This is a genomic window from Nakamurella sp. GG22, from assembly GCF_052976845.2.
Genome location: NZ_JBRIIO020000004.1, coordinates 185,854 through 201,806, shown reverse-complemented (window position 1 = coordinate 201,806; position 15,953 = coordinate 185,854). Strand labels below are relative to the sequence as shown.

Below are 15,953 nucleotides of genomic sequence, written 5' to 3'. Positions count from 1 at the left end.
CGATCGCGCTGCATCGAGGCTCCGAATTCCGGCGTTGCCTGAAAGCGGAGAAATCTGTGGCGCGACCACTGAACAAGCGTTTAGTATCTTGAGCATGTGTTCAGCACCTCGACAGATCGCGGATCTGACGACCCGGGCAAAGATTCGGGACGCCGCGATCGCCTACTTCGGGTCCCACGGCTTCCGAAGGACCACGGTGCGGGCGGTCGCAGAGAAAGCAGGTGTCTCGGCGGGCCTCGTCATCCACCACTTCGGATCGAAGGACGGACTGCGGGAGGCATGCGACGCGCATGTCACCGCGCTCATCGATGAGCAAACGGTCCAGGCTGCATCGCAATTGGCTCCGGCGGACATGCTGGCAATGCTCGCCAGACGACCCGAGTTCACCTTCATCGCTCCCTACCTGACCACCGCGCTGATCGAGGGTGGCGAGTTCGCGGACCGGCTGATGGAAAGGCTGGTCGCCGACATGGAGACATACCTCGGCGCCGCGGTCGCTGCCGGCATTGCCAGGCCGACCGGCGATGAGCGGGCGCGCGCCGAGATGGTCACGCTGTTCAAACTCGGCATTTTGACGTTTGCCGGTCACATCGCGCCGCCGGGCACCGCCGCGGACGAGGTCCTGCAGACGGTCGGTGATCGGCTGACCGTTCCGGCCTTGGAGTTGTTCACCTACGGGCTCTATACATCCCCCGACTACCTGGATGCGTACAGGGCCGCCACCACCCCCGCCGGCAATGCGCCGTCATCTGTCTCGGAGCGGAAAGGCCAGTCAGCATGAGTACGTCTGAAAGTGCAGTCACCATCAACGCAATCACCATCAACGGTGTCGTCAAGACTTTCGGTCCGGTCACCGCCCTCGACCACCTGGACCTGACCGTGCGGACCGGCGAGGTGCACGGTTTCCTCGGTCCGAACGGATCCGGGAAGTCGACCGCGATCAGAATCCTGCTCGGCCAACTGCACGCGGACGCCGGTTCGGCTCAGGTTCTCGGTGGCGATCCGTGGCGCGACGCCGTGCAATTGCACCGCCGCCTTGCGTACGTGCCAGGAGATGTCAGTCTCTGGCCGAACCTCTCCGGCGGGGAGGTGATCGATCTGATGGCCCGGTTGCGCGGCGGTATCGACACCCGGCGCCGGGACGAACTGCTCGAACGCTTCGAGTTGGACCCGCGCAAGAAGGGCCGCGCCTACTCAAAGGGCAACCGGCAGAAGGTGGCGCTCGTCGCGGCGCTCGCGTCCGACGTCGAGCTGCTCATCCTGGACGAGCCGACGACGGGCTTGGATCCGTTGATGGAAGCCGTTTTCCAGGACTGCATCAACACCGAGAAGCAGCGCGGCAGAACAGTATTGCTATCCAGTCATATCTTGTCGGAAGTCGAGGCGCTGTGCGACCGGGTCAGCATCATCCGATCCGGAGCGGTCGTCGAGACCGGCACCCTGTCGGAACTGCGGCACCTGACCAGGACCGCCATCAGCGCGGAACTGGACGTCATACCTGCTGCACTGCAGGGCGGCCAGGGTGTGCACGATCTGGTGGTCGAGGGCAACAGGGCACGCTTCGACGTTGATTCCGCCGAGTTGGACCGCGTCCTCCGGACGCTGGTGGACGGCGGGGTGCGCAGTCTCACCGCCACCCCGCCGACCTTGGAGGAGCTCTTCCTGCGGCACTACGGGGACCGGGTCGAAGCGGACCCGAACAGCAACGGATCAACCCGCCAACATGGCGCCCGGCGGCTCCGGCGGCACGAGAAAGCAGTCGTCCGATGACCGCCGTCGCAGAGCGCCAGGCCCCCGCAACCGGCCGCGCGACCCGGAATCGTTTCACCGGCACGACCAGCCTGATCCGATTGAACCTCCGTCGGGAGCGGCTTCCGCTGATCGTCTGGATCCTCGGAATCGGAGCGGTCGCGGCGTCGACCTTCTCGGCGATCGGCGCGCTCTATCCGGAGCAGGCAGAACGCACGGCTCTCGCCCTGTCCATCTCCGGCAACCCGTCCTTTCTCGCCATCACCGGGCCCATCGCCGACACCTCGGTCGGCGGGATCGGTGCATGGCGGATCGGCGCCGTCGGGACGACTCTGGTCGGCCTGATGGCGATCTTCACCGTCATCAGGCGGACCCGCGCCGACGAGGAAGCGGGGCGAACCGAATTGCTGGCCTCCGCCGTCGTGGGCCGGGCAGCCCCGCTGGTGGCCGCGGTGGCGGTCGCCATCGGTGCCAGCCTGGCGATCGGCGTCATCGTCGCGGCGGCCGGCATCGGCAGTGGGGAGTCCACAGCTGGATCGCTGCTGTTCGGGGCTGCGATGGCCGGCTGCGGACTGGTGTTCGCCGGCGTCGCCGCGGTTGCCGCCCAGCTGGCCGAGAGTGCCCGCACCGCATTGGGTATCGCGTGTTCCGTGGTGGCCGTAACGTTCGCGCTCCGGGCGGTGGGTGACGTCGAGAGCCGGCTGAGCTGGCTGACCTGGCTCAGCCCGCAGGGCTGGGCGGGTCACGTCCGCCCGTTCGGCGAGAACAACGTGGCCGTCCTCGGCCTCTTCGTGCTGGCGACAGTGGCAGCACTGGCCGTCGCCGGGTGGCTGCTGGAGCGGCGCGACCTGGGTCTTGGCATGTTTGCGGCCCGACTCGGACCGTCCACGAATTCCCGCCTTGCCGGGCCTTTCGCACTGGCCACGAGGTTGCAGCGCGGCTCGTTGATCGGCTGGACCGCCGGCTTCGTCCTGCTGGGAGCGGTGACCGGTGGGGTCGCATCGACCAGCGGTGACCTGCTGACGGACAACCCGCAGTTGACGCAACTGCTGGAGAAGATCGGCGGCGCCGGTGCGCTCACGGACATCCTGCTGTCCACGATGGGGGCGATCGCGGGTCTGATCGCGGCCGGTTACAGCATCTCGGCGGCGCTGCGGATGAGCACCGAGGAGTCGTCCGATCGGGTGGGGCCGGTCCTGGCGACGTCGGTCGGCCGGCCGCGGTGGATGGTCAGCCATCTGGTCTTCGTGATCCTCGGGCCGGTGGTCCTGCTGGCCGTCGCGGGGGCTGTGGCGGGTGTGGTGAACGGCCTGCAGACCGGCGACATGTCCGGCGGTTTCACCGCCGCGTTGGGCGCGATGGTCGTCCAGATGCCAGCCGTACTGGTCCTCGGCGCGTTCGCCGTCGCCCTCTTCGGTGTGTTTCCGCGCCTGACCGGACTCGCCTGGGCCGCGCTGGTGGCTGCGCTGCTGCTCGGCCAGCTCGGTCCGTTGCTGCAACTGCCGCAGTGGCTGATGAACCTCTCGCCGTTCACCCACATCCCCACCGTGCCGACGCAGGAAGTTCGCTGGGGACCGCTGATCTGGCTTCTAGCGCTCGCTGTCGCACTCGTCGCGGCCGGCGTCGTCGGGTTCCATCGGCGGGACGTCAACTGAGTTCGGCCGCCACCTCGGGTTGCGCGGCGTCGCGCTCAGGGGCTGTCGAGCTCAGGGGGTCGCGCTCAGCGGCCTCAAGCTCAGCGGTGTCGCGCTCAGCAGCTGTCAGCGCGGCGGCGTGGGCCACGGCGACCGCCCGCAGTGCCGATTCGGGGTCCTCGCCCCTGGCGCCGGCGGCGTAGGCAATCCGGAAAATCGCCTCAGCGGGGCTCTCGCCGTGCGGCGGGTCGACCGACAGGCCGAACTTGGCCGCCCGTGACCCGAGCTTGGCGGCCAGCGCCGTCGACGGCTGGCCGAACGCGACGCCGTCCAGCGCTCCCGAGCGGCCGCGTTCCGTCTTCTTCAGTTCGTCCCAACGGCGTTCCTGGTCGGAGGAGGTGTGGACCGGGTCGGAACCGGGATCGAATACATGCGGATGACGCCGGACCAATTTGTCCACGAGGTCACCGGCAACGTCGTCGATGTCGAATCCGTCTGCTGACGGTGGGTCCTCTGCCGCGATTCTGGCGTGGAAGAGGACCTGCAGCAGCACGTCGCCGAGCTCCTCGCGGATGGCCGCCCGGTCGCCCTGCTCGACGGCCTCGACCAACTCGTAGCACTCCTCGATCAGGTAGCGCAGCAACGAGGCGTGGGTCTGTTCCGCATCCCACGGGCAGCCGCCCGGCGACCGCAACGTGTTCATCACCGAGACCGCGTCGACCAACCGGTGACCCGGCTGCTGCGGTTCCGGGGCCGTCACAACCCGCTGCCGCCCGGCACAACCTGCATGCTCAGCGGATCCCACACGCCCAGGCGCGGGTTGACCGTGACGCCCGCCTGCTCGGCGTACGGGGCGAGTAGGAGTGCGCCGAGGTCAAACTTTCCGACGAGCTCCTGGGCGCTGAGGTCAGCAGCCGTCAGCACACCCGGCTCGACCGTCCGCTCCAGCACCCGGATCACGTAGAAGCCGTCCTGGCTCGGGTACACGATCACATCGCCGGATTCCGCATTGAAGACTCCCGTCGGCGCCACCGTCGGGTTCTGGACGAGGTTGACCGTCTGTGGCTGCACCGGCGACGTGGATGCGGCGATGATGCCGTCGATTCCGGCGGGGTCGGCGAGGAACTGGCTCCTGGTCGCCACTGCCTCGTCACGCGTCGGCACCGAGACACCGTCGATCCGCACGGTCACATCGGTGATCGGCGACCCTTCGGGGGCCTGGGTCGAGACCAGGCCCTCAAGGCGGAGCAGATCCCGCACAGTCTCCGACACCATGGATTCGGGCGCACCGAGCTGGCTGGCCGCTGCTGACCCGTTGCCGCCGGCCATCGCGGTGTTGACCTGCTCATCGGTAACCACGACATCGCGGTCCTCGGCGGCGACCGCCAGCAGCTGGCTGCGGATGGCGGCGGTGGCCTGTGCCCTGTTGAAGACGGCGATCGTCGTGGGTTCCAACGTGACCGCCCCGGCTGCCTGCGCCTGGTCGACCACCGCCGTGGTCCGGTCGAAGATGGCGGCCTCGGAAATTGCGGTGTCTCCGACCTGCGCGGCCGACGTGGCCTGGGTGGCGCACGCGGTGGCCGTCATCGCCACCACACCGGCAAAGGCCAACGCGGCCACAACTCGACGAGCAGACAACACCCGTGCCACCTTTCGGGGTTTCGAAGCCGCCGATATCGCGGTTCTCACCCGACACCTTCCCATAGACCGGTCGCGCACCCCGCAACAGCAGGCAGGCTCAGGGTCAGTACGCCCCGGCGGAAGAGACGACGGCCTTCCAGGTCTTCCAGATGATCACCATGTCACCGGTGATGGACCAGTTCTCCACGTAGTAGACGTCCAGCCGCACCGTGTCGTCCCAAGTGAGATCCGACCTGCCGGACACCTGCCACAGCCCGGTCATACCCGGCTTGACGAGCAGTCGCCGACGCGCTTCGTCCTCATAGAGGTCGACCTCTGCCTTGAGCGGCGGCCGCGGACCGACGAGGCTCATTCCACCCGTGAAGACATTGAAGAGCTGCGGCAGTTCGTCGATGCTGAAGCGGCGGATGAATTTGCCGACCCCGGTGATCCGCGGGTCGTTTTTCATCTTGAACAGAATCACATTCCCGGCGTCCTCCGGCCCGCGCTCCTGCTGGAGAAGGTCGAGTCGCGACTCCGCATCGACGACCATCGAACGGAACTTGATCATGCGGAAGATCTCGCCGTTGATCCCGACCCGCTCCTGACGGAAGAACACCGGCCCCTTGCTGGAGACCTTGATCGCAATGGCGGTCCCGATCAGCACCGGCGAGAACAACAGGATCAGCAACAGACTCCCGACGACATCGAAGGACTTCTTCAAGATCTTGTTCGCGCCGCGGTACGTCGGTCGATCGACATGGATCAGCGGTAGGCCCGCCACCGGCTGGGTGTGCACCCGCGGACCGGCGATGTTGGTGAGCGCCGGAGCCAGAATGAGTTCCGCGTCGGTGTCCTCGAGTTCCCAGCTGAGCTTGCGGACCCGGCTCGGACCGAACGACGCGGTCGACGTGACGGCCACGGTGTCGGCACCCGAGGTGCGGACCAGGTCGGCGACGTGGTCGAGCCCCCCGAGCACCGGTACCCCGTCGATCTCGGTCAGCGGCCCGCCGTCGGCGTCCACCGCGGTCGCGCTCTGGCTCAGGCAGACGCCGATCACCTTGTAGCCGGCCTGGGGAGCGCGCCGGAGGTCCCGCATCAGTTCTGTCACCGTGTGGACGTTGCCGACCGCGACAACCCGCGACAGGAATTTGCCTTCGGTGCGCTGGTGATGCAGCCACCGCCGCCAGGTGAATCTGGTGACCAGTATTGCCGCGAGGCCCACCGGCAGCATCACCAACAGGTAGCTGCGCGAAATTTCGAGCTTGAAAACGTACGAAACAATTGCCATGACACCGAAGACGGCGAAAGTGGCGTGCAGAACCCGCTTGTACTCGAGAGCGCCATAGCCGATCGATTTCGCGTCCCGACTACCGGACCAGGTCAGGGCCAGCACCCAGATCAGCAACAGGCAACCGGTCAACGCGAGATAGGTCGGCGAGAATTGGTCGATCGCCGCCTCGGGCGTGACCGAGGGAAGACGGATGATCAGGACGAGAGCTGCGGCTAACAGCAGAGCCAGGAAATCGGTCACGAGCAGTCGGGCCGCGTAGCGGCGCCCCCAGCTGCGGTACTGCGAACGAGGCGCGACCCGAACGACGGTGTTGTCGGTGCCGGCGCCATCGGAGCTGGGAAGCGTGACTGTGGCGCCTTGCCACACCTTCAAGCGGCGCAGACTCCGTCTCCGGGTAACGACCGGTTCGGTCGTGAGCGCCATGCTGATCCCCCATGCTGCTGAAAACGCGCGAATGAAACACGATGCGAGGTCGCCGGGTCATGCCGTCGAACGACGGGCGAGTGCGTACGCCGCATCGACGATCATCCCGGGTTGCCTTGCGTCATTTGGGGGCCCCCGCACCCTCTTGATCACTTGCTATTTAACTCTATGCAACCCTGGGACGGAAGAGCTCCCGACAGAACCGCCCATTCGGGTGACGACTTGATGCTTCACGGCACTGTGCGCTACCAGCCGGCGATCAGCTTAGCCCGTCGCTTCCGTGGCCTCTCGGCGACCCTCGATCGTGGCGAGCACGCCACGCAGCATGCTGCTGGACGTGTGCATTGTGTAAGGAAAATAAACAATTTCCACGCCGACGGCAGCGAAGTCGCGCTCCAACTTCAGCCCCTTGGGGGTGCCGCGCCAGTCGTCCCCCTTGAACAGGACGTCGAAGCGGACGGTTCTCCAGGTCTCGAGTTTCTCGGGCACGGTCTCAGCGAAGACCTCGTCCACGTAGGAGATGTGCGAGACAATCTCGAGCCGTTCTGCCAGCGGGATCACGGGCCGGTGACCTTTCGCCTCCAAGCACATCTCGTCCGAGACCACGCCGGCGATCAAGTGATCGCAGTTGCTTTTGGCATGACGGAGGATGTTGAGGTGCCCGACATGGAAGAGGTCGTAAGCCCCCGGGGCGTATCCGATACGCACGTGTACCTCTTTCAACTGTGTGAAGCCCGGATTGGTCGACACCGTCGGCGATCCAGAAGTGGCGGGGCCCCCGCCCCACAGCCAGAGTCAACGGTAACCGAAATGGGCGCAATCGGCGTAACATTTACGCCGTACGGGTGACAGCAGCCCACGAACGATACTACGACTGGTAATTGAATGGGCCATCCCGATGAAGTTTCACCCCATCAAGGTGTAACACTCGCCCAACCAACCCCGGGTCAGCCGATCTCGAACCTGTCCACCGGAGTCCCTAGACCCGCGGAAATATATGCCGGCCAAGCCCGCGGGCTCACTGGTCAGTTGCTGGTGGGCGGCCGCATTCCCGTGCGATCGCGGCTTGCCCGGCCGGCGAGTCTGGAGGTCGTCACAGCCGCGGAAACGGCCGGGTTCGCCGTTTCCGGTGCCTGCCCGTTCGGCAAATCGACCATCGGAGCTGACCCGTTCGGGGACGGCGCTGCGTCAACCACGAGCAGCGGCTTCTTCAAGTCAGGATCGTCTTCGTAGTAGCCGTAACCGTCGTAACGCAGACCGGCGTCCGACCCCTTCTTCGGTGCCATGTTCAGCACCACCCCGAGAACCCGCGCATCGACGGCGGTCAAAGACTGGGTGGCCGAGGCAAGTTGGTTCTTCGTCGTCTTGCCGTAACGCACGACCAGCACCACACCGTCGGCCTGGACGCCCGCAACAGCGGCGTCGGTCACAGGTAGCAGCGGAGGCGCATCGATGAGGATGAGGTCGTAGGAGCGCCGCAGGGCCTTGAGCAGCGCCGCCATATTGGGACTCCCCAACAGTTCGGACGGATTGGGGGGAAGAGACCCACTGGCCAGCACGCTGAGGCCATCCCGACCCCAGTGCTGAATCACATCCTGAACGGATGCCTGGCCGACCAGGACGTTGCTCAACCCGACAGAACCTTCCAGGCCCATGTAGTCGGAGACCCTCGGCCGCCGGAGGTCGGCATCGATGAGCAAGACGCGCTTGCCGGCCTCCGCGAAGACGATCGCGAGATTCGTTGCAGTGCTGGATTTCCCCTCGCCGGCAACAGAGGACGTCACCACCATGACCTTGGCAGGCTGGGCGACATCGACGAACTGGAGGTTGGTCCGCAGGCTGCGGAACACCTCGGTACGGCCCGATCGCCCACCGCGCTCGGTGATCAGTGGGTCCTTGCGTGCCGCCTTGTCGAACGGCACCGTCGCCAGCCGTGAGACACCTGCGGGAAAATCCTTCGGTCCTCGAACCCTGGTGTCCAAGCGGTCGCGGGCCAGGGCCAGAAGCAGCCCGGCGAACAGGCCGCCCAACAATCCGGCCGCCATGTTGCGCCTCGTATTGGGGCTCGTCGGCGTAAAGGGCGCTGTCGCCTGCGCCACGATGGAGACATCCACGGACGGCTGGCCGTTCGCACTCTTCGGGGACAGATCCCGCACGACCACGGCCAACTGGTCGGCGACGGCGTTGGCGACCGCAGCCGCCTCGTCCGGTGAGGAATCGGATGCCCGGATCTCGATCAGCACCGTGTCGTTCGAGGCGACCGCATCGACGCTGCCGGCGAGACCCGCCGCCGTGACCGGGAGATTGAGCTTCTCGACGACGGGCTCCAGCACGACGGGGAGGGTGGCCAGCGTTGCATACGAGGACAACTGCTTCTGCGTGTAGTTGCTGCCCTGGAAGAGGTCGCTCGCGGACTCCCCGTAGGGAAGGGAGAAATAGACGCTGGCCGTGGCCTGGTAGATCGGTGTGGCCGCGTAGGAAACGGCTGCGGCGGCGCCGAACCCGAGCAGGGTAGGCAGGAGCACGTACAGCCAGCGCTTCTTCAGCACCAGCATGAACTCCATCGCGTGCATTCCCGGGACCTCCCCGCAGCATGTCGGACGCGACAAGACCCGCGACATCCGCCGCGGAACGTGTCCGACCCCAGTACTTCGTCACCGAACGATGACAACCCCCCGTTCAGCCTAGTTCACGGGCGGCAAGATCACTCCCACCGAGAACAGTCCTTCGCTTCGGGAGTCGTCTTGGTGGGACCTGCTTCGTCACACATCAGTGTGACGTGAGCCGGCAACTTCTGGGATGGGGCCTTCCGAGTGCCGTTCCGGAACCTTGGGAACTCCGTTCACTTGGCTGAAAACGGCCAGCCCGGCCATGAACCAGAACCACATCGAGTACTGCGTGATCAGCGCAACGGTAGCCAGTGCGGGGATCTGCGCCACCACCCCAACGGTCGCCGGAGTGGCGCGACCACGCAGGACCACGAGCAGCCCTCCAGCCAGCAGGGCCACGCCTGCCGCCAGCGCAAACCAGCCGTAGGTCAGCCCCGTGAACAGCACCTGGCTGTCGATCGACTGAAACCTGCCGAAGAACAGTTCACCTGTCGGCGACCGATAGGCCGCCGACGAGATACCGAGCAGGTCGATGTCCGGGACCAGCTGCAGCAGATCGCCGCGGTAGTTGGCGCTGTTCGTCGCTTCTTCACCAGCGGTCTGGAAGATGGCGATGAAAGATGGCGCCAGCACGGCGGCGGCGACGGCCAGCAGCGCCAGAATGCTCGCCTTGAGTTGGCGGGGCACACCAGCCACAAAGGCGATGGTCAGCAGGGCGGCCAGCACCGCACAGATCATCGAGATCCGGCTGATCGTGACCGCCACCCCGCCGAGCATGACAACCACCATCAGCACTCTCGTCCGAACGCCGAACGATGCGGCCATCACCATCGGAAGGGCGAGGGCGAGACTGCAGCCGAGCGCGATCGAGTGCCCGAAGGCTCCCTCGGCGCGCAGCAGAGTCCCCCGTCCCTGCAGATTGCCCCATCTGATGTGAAGATCGTTGGCCGGACCCAGCGTCACGAAAGGGTTCCATGCGAGGAAGAACTCCAGCACAGCCAAGCCGGCCACCACGGTGAAGATGACAACAGCGCACGTGTAGATCCACTGCGCGTCGACCTTGCCGGGTAGCAGGCGGCCGAGCAGGAACGCCACCAGCCATTGGGAGAGCGCCCCGAACACCGTGCTCTGTGTCCCCCCACCCACCAGCACCGGGGCAAGACAGGCGACGAAGAAGAACCCGACGATGAGGTCGACAGCCCCGAGTCGGGGCAAACCAGGACGCATTGCTACAAGCAGCAAGATGCCCAGCAGCGACGTCGGCACGAAATAGACGACGAACGATGCGCCCATCCAGAACGGCACGAACGCGACCGTCAACAGCCACAGCAGCACACCGGCTTTGGGTCGGAAGTGCACAAGTACGGCAAGGCCGACCACCAGTGCCAGGCTGAGCGGGATGAGGGCGAGTTCCCCCGCCGACAGACCGAACATCTTCGACCGCCCGCCTGATCACCGAGAACGGGCTCGACCGCACCCGCCATGCATCCTAACCAACGTCTGGTGGCACCGACGCGTCCGAAGAACATTCGATGACATCGCCGATCGTGCCGCTCCGCCTACTGACGCGTCGCAGGCAGGAATTTCTTGGAGAAAGGATCCGGTGCCTGGAACAGGTACTTCACCGGACCGCGGGCGGCGAGATAGGAGAACGACAGGCCGCCCAGCAGGGCGACTGCGAAGTCCAACGGCACGAGCGCCCACAGCGGTCCGCCGAACAGGACCGTCGATACATAGATCACGGCAATGATGATGGGGAAATGCGTGGTGTAAAAAATGATGGAATTCCGGCCGATGTATTGAACCGGAGCCGTCCACGACCGGTGCTGCAACACCAGCGACAACCTTGCCAGTCCCAGAATCCCGCACACGCTGAAAATGGCGAAGGTGCCCTGATACCGGAATGGTCCGTACACCGCACTGATGACAGCGAATCCGACGGCGAAGGGAATCAGGGCCAGAGTCCACCGACTCAGCACGAGACGCTCGAATTTGTCTCCCTGCAACTTGCAGAAGTGCCCTAGGAAGAAGAACCCCGCGAGGAAGAAGAATCTCTTGTTGACGGGTGTGTCCAGCGGCACTGAGATGATCCACGCGGCAAGGACAATGACCAGCGGTGGCACTTTTCGGAGTAGCGGTGCGATCAGGTAGAAGCACCCGATGTAGAACAGGAACCACAGGTATCCTGTCGCGATCCACGCCTTTGGATTGTACAACGGCCACGGAAACCCGAATGTGTAAGAATGAATAACGGTCCAGATGATGTAGGGGTATGCTACGTACTTTGCTTTCCCCCAATAGTATTGGACCAGCGGCTTACGCAACGAACTGGACAGCAACATTCCCGACAGGAACATGAGCGTCGGCATGCGGAATGGAAGAAAGAATTCGTTGAAGATGACGAGCGACCTCGGCAGGTCACGTCCGTAGAGGCTGGCGATAGCCGAGGCGTGGTACAGGATCAACATGAACATCGCAGCCCCGCGCAGGAGATCCATCCACGCAAATCGGGCGCCTTTGGTCCGCACTTCCATCAGCCGCGTCGCCATCATGCTCGGGTCCAATTCGCGTAGGACGCGAAGTCGACCGGAATCATGTCGCCACCTTCTGCCGTCGCCGACGGGTCCGGGAGAACGTTCCTCTTGCCGCTCTCACCGAATCACCGGGCGAAGAGACGGCCAGCCTCAGCAATCGAAATCCGCTATATCGTGGTACGGCTCGACCGGCAAGCCGCCGTCCGGCAAGGCGCCCCAGCAACGTTCGACGCCGCTTGACCTGAAGCGGCTGGACGGCGGCCACGGCGTCGAGGTCGACGGGCTCGAGACCGAGCACGCCGGCGTCCCGGGCGCTCATCAGGAGGCGATGCCCTCGTGCGGTCCTCGCGATCGCGACCGAGAGCCCGTCCGCGTCGTCGAACAACGGGAAACCGGAGGCATCGGCATGCCAGTAGTCACCGACGGCGATGTCGGCGTGTCCCCCGGTACCGTCCGGGCAGATCTTGCATCGCTCCTGCAGTCGCCGACCGAGGTGGTTACCCCAAGAGTCCTCGTAGGACGTCGACCGGGTGGCACCGCCCGCGTCCCTGACGACAAACGAGCCGGGCCAGCCATTGCCCCGATACCGCACCGACGCGACGTTTCCCCGGTCAGCCGCAATCGCTGCAACGAGGTCATCGGTCGCGAACTGCGAGGGAACCCCGGCGCAGAAAAAGGACAGCAGCACCGGCGAGGCGCCTGAGGTCTCCTCGCACAGCTTCCGCGCCGCGTACACCTCGCAGGGTTTGCCGACGAAGGCCCGATCAGCTCGCGCGGGGTCGAACAGCGACGCGTTGGCGACCGGCGCATACCTCGAACCGGAGGCTGACAGCACGTCCGCCTTGGTCCGCAGCTCCAGGGGAACAGTCCTTCGGGGCGAGTCGGCCGACATAGCCGCGCCGACGACTGATGTCGCTTCGCCGGTCCTCATCAAGAAGGACGATAGGGCCGACAGCACGCCGGCACTACTCCCGGCGAACCGGTACTCCGGGTCGACGGCCCAGGCGGTCCATGCGGAGACGGCAGGGCCGAGCGTTTCGTGGTCGGGGATCGCCGCGGTCGCCGGGGACGTGACGGCGACGCCTGGACAGATCTGGGCGAACGTTCGGGACGCCGTCGGGTCGTCGGGACGGTCGTCGAGCGGGAAGATCGGTCGGATGAACCCTTCGGCATCCAGTTCCATTGAGATCGATGTGGACAGTCTCGCGCACGCGCCGCATCCGGAGCAGTTGTCCGAGCGGACGACCCGCTCGACGCTGCCGCGGAGATCAGCGCCTGGAGCCACGGTCGCGCCCGCCCCGGCCTTCGTCGTCACCGTTTGATCGCTTTCCGGCCGATCAGCAGCACTTCGCGCAGATCGGACCTGATAAATGGCAGGACAGCGGCTGCCAGCAGGTACACCGCGGCGACAGTGAGTGCGCCAGCAGCGATCTCCAGCAGCAGCGGCAGCGACGCGAGAGACGTGACGACAAGCAGGCAGGCCAGCCCGGCCACCACGGCGCAGCCGGTGATGCGGATCGCGCCGTAGGTCAGCGCCCGAACTGGAATCGGCGTCAGCCGGGAAAGCCACCACAGCGAGATCGGCCATGCAATGGCCGGCGCGATGGCATATCCGGCCGCCACGCCGACGATGCCCCAATTGCTGCCGACGACGACGCAAACGACCTTGATCGACAGGCTGACAAGCGAGTACCAGAACAGCTGACCGGTCAGGGCCCTGGCCAGATACACCCAATTCCCCACGTAAGACAGCGTCTGGAACGCGCCGGCGATCGCCAGCAGGGCGAACACGGGTGCAACCGCGCTCCAGTCGCTGCCGAGGAAGAGGTTCACCAGTGGTACGGCAGCACCGGCAGCGAACGCCAGCATCCCCACCAGTGGGTATCCCAGGGCCAGTTGGCCGCTCACGATGTACCGACTTGCCCGTGGCAAATCGTTGTTCAGCCTGGAGAGCACCGGCAGCGCGACCGTCGTGCTGGGCGCGCGCAGCTGGTTGAGCGGGCGCATGAGGAGCTGGAACCCACGGTTATAGATGCCCAACTGATCGGGACCAAGGGTGAGCGCGATGGTGTAGGTATCCACGCTGTTGTTCAGGTATCCCACCAGTTGGGATGCCATCATGCCGTGCCCGAAGTGGACGATCGACTTCACGTCCACCCCGCGCCGCGGCCGCCTGGGCAGCCAACGCGCGTAGAGCATCAGGATGACCAGGGTCGAGATGGCTACCCCCAGTTGCTGTGCAACGAGCGCCCAGTACGCCGTCCCCGCCAGCGCGAGCACGATCGCGATGACCACCCCGATCACTTGTGATGCGACATCGGTGACCACCAGGGACTTGAACCGCATACGCCGATTGAGATCCGCCCGGTACTGCGCGGTGACTCCGCTGATCAGGAAGGTGATCGACAGCACCTGGGTGATGCCGGTGAGCTGCGGTTGACCGAAGATCGCCGCGACCACCGGCGCCAGCAGGACCCCGCAGAGCGCCAGGCCCGCTCCGATGGCGGTGTTCAGCCAGACGAGTTTGTCCCGCTGGTGCCGGTCGAGGTGGGCCGCCTGAATGGCGCCCGCGGACAGACCAAAATCCCGAAGGATTTCGCCGACACCGACAACGGCCAGCACGATGGCGATGAGTCCGTAGTCAACGGGGTCGAGCAACCGGGCCAGAACTGCGACCGACCCGATCTGGATGACAATCCTGGCGATCTGCCCGACCATCACGACCGATGCGCCGCGCGCAGCCCGATGACCGGAGACCGCGGGGTCGTTGGACGTCGCCGACACCGTGGTGTCGCCGACGCTGACCGGTTCCTCGGGCACTGTCCGTTGTCCTATCGCACTGCCGCGGACAAGCACGATCGGGCGCCGTCGAGGAGGTGCTCGGCCCTGCTCTGCACTTCACTGACCCGCGAGCGAAGGTCCGGATCGTCGATAGCTTTCAGGATGTTGGTGACGTGATCGCCGGCCGCACGCAGATCGACGGTGTTCTCCCAGCCGATGTTGCGCAGTAGCGGATCGAATTTGCGCGAGTAGGCAAGTGGGATCGCAGGTCGGCCGACCGACAGAGCGTTGAGGCAGGCGTGCATCCGGGATCCGATCACCACTTCGGCGGAGGACAGGAAAGACCTGGCCTGCTTCAGATCTCCGGGTATCAGTACCTCGACCTCATCGCCGAATTCCGCGGCGAGCAGCTCGACCACCGGCACGTCGTTGTCCGAGAGGGGTGAATCCAGGACGTGGGCGAGCAGGCTCAGTTTGCGGCCCTGCTCGAGAAGAGAGCGGCACAGTTCGCGGAGCAGAAGTCGGTAGGCCGCAGCATCCACGTGCGGATTGCCGTCGTTCCAGAGCAAACCGGAGGGATTGATGAGGACGTCGCGCCTACCCGAGGCAGGAGCCGCCTCCAGCGCGAAAACGACGTCGGTCGTCAGAACATCGACAGGCCTGCCGATCCGCGATGCCTGTTCGGCACTCTGCGGGTCCCTGGCCATGGCGACTCGTACGGACCGTAGCGATCGCCTGGCCAAGAAGCGGCCTCGGCGGGTGCCGAAAGGGCCGATGGTTTGCGGCCCCAGGACCAGGGGGACCCCCGCGCGGGCGACGATCTCACTCATCAGCGACATCACCACCAGTCGGCGGACACCGTAGATGTCAGCGAAACTGTCGCCGGCCCTCGTATCGACGACGATGTCAAAGGTGCGAACCCAATCGACCAACTCGCTGTGCCGAGCTGCCAGCCTGCGCAGCTGAGGGGAAGGCTGTCCGATCCGGACGGGCGCGTCGCCCTGACCGAAGCCTTGGAAGGCCACCTCGACGTCACCGAACGTCGTCTCGAGAAGGCGCTGAGTGCCTTCGGCAAGCGCGCGGACCCCCAGATTCGACGATGCCGGCTCTGCCCAGAGGATCAACCCCTTCAACGCGCGTCCCCCTGTCCGTGCAGCGGATCAAGACATGATGTTCTCACTGCGATGGCCACCTGGTGGTCGGCTGCCCGACGGAAGACCGAAAGGAACATGCCTCGATGTCGAAGCGACATCGTCGTCCTCGCACGGCACCCCTGGGTGTGGTTTCCCCGCCCCGAACACACCCGAAT

General features: G+C 65.5%; 13 protein-coding genes. 3 read left to right on the top strand and 10 right to left on the bottom strand.

The window, feature by feature from the left end:
* Nucleotides 1–94 precede the first annotated feature (94 nt).
* The 3 genes from ACVBEQ_RS06760 to ACVBEQ_RS06750 are packed head-to-tail and all read left to right on the top strand — an operon-like array spanning nt 95 to nt 3,404.
* On the top strand, nt 95–781 hold the full coding sequence (locus tag ACVBEQ_RS06760) for a TetR/AcrR family transcriptional regulator (protein WP_447153513.1): 687 nt from the start codon (nt 95–97) through the stop codon (nt 779–781).
* Entirely contained in the window at nt 778–1,770 is a 993-nt protein-coding gene (locus tag ACVBEQ_RS06755) for an ABC transporter ATP-binding protein (protein WP_447153512.1), read from the top strand. The genes ACVBEQ_RS06760 and ACVBEQ_RS06755 overlap by 4 nt, the downstream gene beginning before the upstream one ends.
* The gene (locus ACVBEQ_RS06750) at nt 1,767–3,404 is read left to right on the top strand and encodes an ABC transporter permease (RefSeq protein ID WP_447153511.1); all 1,638 of its coding nucleotides are present in this window, start codon (nt 1,767–1,769) and stop codon (nt 3,402–3,404) included. Before ACVBEQ_RS06755 ends, ACVBEQ_RS06750 begins: the two co-directional genes overlap by 4 nt.
* On the opposite strand, the gene ACVBEQ_RS06745 is transcribed toward ACVBEQ_RS06750, so the two are convergent.
* The 10 genes from ACVBEQ_RS06745 to ACVBEQ_RS06700 form a co-directional block, all read right to left on the bottom strand.
* Nucleotides 3,397–4,143, bottom strand: coding sequence for a nucleoside triphosphate pyrophosphohydrolase (locus ACVBEQ_RS06745; protein WP_447153510.1), 747 nt, complete (start codon nt 4,141–4,143; stop codon nt 3,397–3,399). The genes ACVBEQ_RS06750 and ACVBEQ_RS06745 overlap by 8 nt on opposite strands.
* On the bottom strand, nt 4,140–5,024 hold the full coding sequence (locus ACVBEQ_RS06740; RefSeq protein WP_447153509.1) for a hypothetical protein: 885 nt from the start codon (nt 5,022–5,024) through the stop codon (nt 4,140–4,142). The genes ACVBEQ_RS06745 and ACVBEQ_RS06740 overlap by 4 nt, the downstream gene beginning before the upstream one ends.
* A gap of 103 nt (nt 5,025–5,127) precedes the next feature.
* On the bottom strand, nt 5,128–6,663 hold the full coding sequence (locus ACVBEQ_RS06735) for a sugar transferase (protein ID WP_447153605.1): 1,536 nt from the start codon (nt 6,661–6,663) through the stop codon (nt 5,128–5,130).
* A gap of 321 nt (nt 6,664–6,984) precedes the next feature.
* Nucleotides 6,985–7,470 carry an FAD synthase family protein gene (locus tag ACVBEQ_RS06730; RefSeq protein WP_447153508.1) on the bottom strand — a complete coding sequence of 162 codons (486 nt, stop codon included), beginning with the start codon at nt 7,468–7,470 and terminating at the stop codon, nt 6,985–6,987.
* 275 nt (nt 7,471–7,745) lie between these two features.
* Nucleotides 7,746–9,293 (bottom strand): tyrosine-protein kinase domain-containing protein, encoded by a 1,548-nt coding sequence (locus ACVBEQ_RS06725; RefSeq protein ID WP_447153507.1) that lies wholly within the window; start codon nt 9,291–9,293, stop codon nt 7,746–7,748.
* Between the two features lie 189 nt (nt 9,294–9,482).
* Complete coding sequence (locus ACVBEQ_RS06720) at nt 9,483–10,763, bottom strand: hypothetical protein (RefSeq protein WP_447153506.1); 1,281 nt, start codon at nt 10,761–10,763, stop codon at nt 9,483–9,485.
* Nucleotides 10,764–10,888: 125 nt separating this feature from the next.
* Nucleotides 10,889–11,881: an acyltransferase family protein gene (locus tag ACVBEQ_RS06715; protein ID WP_447153505.1), complete on the bottom strand. Its 993-nt coding sequence runs from the start codon at nt 11,879–11,881 to the stop codon at nt 10,889–10,891.
* Between the two features lie 40 nt (nt 11,882–11,921).
* Nucleotides 11,922–13,178, bottom strand: coding sequence for a Coenzyme F420 hydrogenase/dehydrogenase, beta subunit C-terminal domain (locus ACVBEQ_RS06710; RefSeq protein WP_447153504.1), 1,257 nt, complete (start codon nt 13,176–13,178; stop codon nt 11,922–11,924).
* The gene (locus ACVBEQ_RS06705; protein ID WP_447153503.1) at nt 13,175–14,683 is read right to left on the bottom strand and encodes a lipopolysaccharide biosynthesis protein; all 1,509 of its coding nucleotides are present in this window, start codon (nt 14,681–14,683) and stop codon (nt 13,175–13,177) included. The genes ACVBEQ_RS06710 and ACVBEQ_RS06705 overlap by 4 nt, the downstream gene beginning before the upstream one ends.
* Nucleotides 14,684–14,694: 11 nt before the next feature.
* Nucleotides 14,695–15,777 (bottom strand): polysaccharide pyruvyl transferase family protein, encoded by a 1,083-nt coding sequence (locus tag ACVBEQ_RS06700; RefSeq protein ID WP_447153502.1) that lies wholly within the window; start codon nt 15,775–15,777, stop codon nt 14,695–14,697.
* Nucleotides 15,778–15,953: the final 176 nt, after the last annotated feature.

What these genes read in the sequence shown, in the direction of transcription:
- ACVBEQ_RS06760 (WP_447153513.1), top strand. Translation starts at nt 95, where the DNA reads ATGTGTTCAGCACCTCGACAGATCGCGGATCTGACGACCCGGGCAAAG.
- ACVBEQ_RS06755 (WP_447153512.1), top strand. Translation starts at nt 778, where the DNA reads ATGAGTACGTCTGAAAGTGCAGTCACCATCAACGCAATCACCATCAAC.
- ACVBEQ_RS06750 (WP_447153511.1), top strand. Translation starts at nt 1,767, where the DNA reads ATGACCGCCGTCGCAGAGCGCCAGGCCCCCGCAACCGGCCGCGCGACC.
- ACVBEQ_RS06725 (WP_447153507.1), bottom strand. Translation starts at nt 9,293, where the DNA reads ATGCACGCGATGGAGTTCATGCTGGTGCTGAAGAAGCGCTGGCTGTAC.
- ACVBEQ_RS06720 (WP_447153506.1), bottom strand. Translation starts at nt 10,763, where the DNA reads ATGTTCGGTCTGTCGGCGGGGGAACTCGCCCTCATCCCGCTCAGCCTG.
- ACVBEQ_RS06715 (WP_447153505.1), bottom strand. Translation starts at nt 11,881, where the DNA reads ATGATGGCGACGCGGCTGATGGAAGTGCGGACCAAAGGCGCCCGATTT.